Origin of the sequence: Cobetia sp. MMG027, from assembly GCF_027947415.1 — a bacterium.
Classification (GTDB): Bacteria; Pseudomonadota; Gammaproteobacteria; order Pseudomonadales; family Halomonadaceae; genus Cobetia; species Cobetia marina.
Window position 1 is genome coordinate 1 of sequence record NZ_JAQJIO010000020.1, and the last position, 2,808, is coordinate 2,808.

The following is a 2,808-nucleotide window of genomic DNA, read 5'->3' on the forward strand; positions in this document are numbered from 1 at the left end:
ACGCCGACCATCGCCTCCACCATCGATGATGTGGAGGCTGTCACAGGCACCCTCGCCGATGGCGACAGCACCAATGATGCGACCCCGACCCTGACCGGCAGCGCCGAAGCCGGCAGCACCGTGACCCTCACCCACAACGGTGAGGAAATCGCGACTATCACGGCAGATACCAATGGCAGCTGGACCTACACCCCGACGACTGCGCTGACCGAGGGCGATCAGACCTTCAGCGTCACTGCGACCGATGCCGCGGGCAACGTGAGTGCGGCATCTGCTGACTTTACCTTGACCGTCGACACCACCGCGCCGGGTGCACCGGTCCTGACTGAAACCGATGGCGAGACCGCCAATGGCAGCACGGTCAATGGCAGCGCCGAAGCCGGTGGGACGGTCGAGATCTCCAACGGTGATGGCGATCTGCTGGGCTCCGGCACTGTTGCCGATGACGGCACCTTCAGCATCACGCTGTCTCCGAAGCAGGAAGCCGGCACTGAGCTGACCGCCACTGTCACCGACGCCGCAGGCAACGAAAGTGCTGTCTCCGACACCCTGGTGGTGCCGGAAGATGCCGACGTCACCGCCCCGAACGCGCCGACCATCGCATCTGCCACCGATGACGTGGAAGCCGTCACAGGCGCCCTCGCCTCGGGCGACAGCACCAATGACGCGACTCCGACGCTGACCGGCAGCGCCGAAGCCGGCAGCACCATCACGATCACCCACAACGGTGAAGAGATCGGCACCACCACCGCCGACAGCAACGGCACCTGGAGCTTCACGCCCGAGACCGATTTCGCCGATGGCGAGCATGTCTTCAGCGTCACTGCCACTGATGCTGCAGGCAACGAAAGTGCACCGTCTGCCGACTTCACGCTCACCGTCGACACCGTCGCGCCAGATGCACCAGTACTGGCCAAGACCGATGGCGAAACCGCCAATGGCAGTACGGTCAATGGCAGCGCCGAAGCCGGCGGGACGGTCGATATCACCAACGGTGATGGCGATCTGCTGGGCTCTGGCACCGTCGCGGATGACGGCACCTTCAGCATCACGCTGTCTCCGAAGCAGGAAGCCGGCACTGAGCTGACGGCTACCGTCACCGATGCCGCAGGCAATGAAAGTGCGGTTTCCGACACCCTGGTAGTGCCGGAGGACGCTGACGTCACCGCCCCGAACACGCCGACCATCGCCTCCGCCACGGATGATGTGGCGGCCGTAACCGGCACCCTCGCCGATGGCGACAGCACCAATGACGCGACTCCGACCCTGACCGGCAGCGCCGAAGCCGGTAGCACCGTCACGATTACCCACAACGGTGAGGAAATCGCGACAGTCACCGCCGATGCCAATGGCACTTGGAGCTTCACGCCGGCGACTGGCTTCGCCGATGGCGAGCATGTCTTCAGCGTCACTGCGACCGATGCCGCGGGCAACGTGAGTGCGGCATCTACTGACTTCACCTTGACCGTCGACACCACCGCGCCAGATGCACCAGTGCTGGCTGAGACCGATGGCACCACCGTCGCGGGCACCGGCGAGGCCGGCACCACGATCGAGATCACCAATACTGCTGGCGACGTCCTGGGCTCTGCTGAGGTCGACACCGATGGCAACTTCTCGGTCGCGCTGTCTCCCGAACAGGATGCCGGCACCGAGCTGACGGCTACCGTCACCGATGCCGCAGGCAACGAAAGTGCTGTCTCCGACACCCTGGTGGTGCTGGAAGATGCCGACGTCACCGCACCGAATGCGCCGACCATCGCCTCGGCCACGGATGATGTGGCGGCCGTAACCGGCACCCTCGCCGATGGCGACAGCACCAATGACGCGACTCCGACCCTGACCGGCAGCGCCGAAGCCGGCAGTACCGTGATCCTCACCCACAACGGTGAAGAGATCGGCACCGTCATCGCCGACAGCAACGGCACGTGGAGCTTCACACCGGTGACTGGCTTCGCCGATGGCGAACACGTCTTCAGCGTCACCGCCACTGATGCCGCGGGCAACGTGAGTGCGGCATCTGCTGACTTCACCTTGACCGTCGACACCACCGCGCCGGATGCACCGGTCCTGACTGAAACCGATGGCGAGACCGCCAATGGCAGCACGGTCAACGGCAGCGCTGAAGCCGGCGGGACCGTCGAGATCTCCAACGGTGATGGCGATCTGCTGGGCTCTGGCACCGTCGCGGATGACGGCACCTTCAGCATCACGCTGTCTCCAAAGCAGGAAGCCGGCACCGAGCTGACCGCCACCGTCACTGACGCCGCGGGTAACGAAAGCTCTGTCTCCGACACCCTGGTGGTCCCGGAAGATGCCGACGTCACCGCGCCGAATGCGCCGACCATCGCCTCGGCCACGGATGATGTGGCGGCTGTCACAGGCACCCTCACCGATGGCGACAGCACCAATGATGCGACCCCGACCCTGACCGGCAGCGCCGAAGCTGGCAGCACCGTGACCCTCAACCACAATGGTGAAGAGATCGGCACCTCCATCGCCGACAGCAACGGCACGTGGAGCTTCACGCCGGCGACAGGCTTCGCCGATGGCGAATACGTCTTCAGCGTCACTGCCACCGATGAAGCCGGCAACGAAAGTGCACCGTCTGCCGACTTCACGCTCACCGTCGACACCACCGCGCCGGATGCGCCGATTCTGTCTGAAACCGATGGCGAAACCGCTAATGGCAGCACGGTCAATGGCAGCGCCGAAGCCGGCGGGACCGTCGAGATCACCAACGGTGATGGCGATCTGCTGGGCACCGGCACTGTTGCCGATGACGGCACCTTCAGCATCACGCTGTCT

1 protein-coding gene is annotated in these 2,808 nt (G+C 64.8%); it reads left to right on the forward strand.

What is annotated here, in order from left to right; genetic code table 11:
- The coding region (locus tag PJK54_RS17655) for an Ig-like domain-containing protein (RefSeq protein ID WP_271303502.1) at positions 1 to 2,808 on the forward strand (2,808 nt) is incomplete at both ends.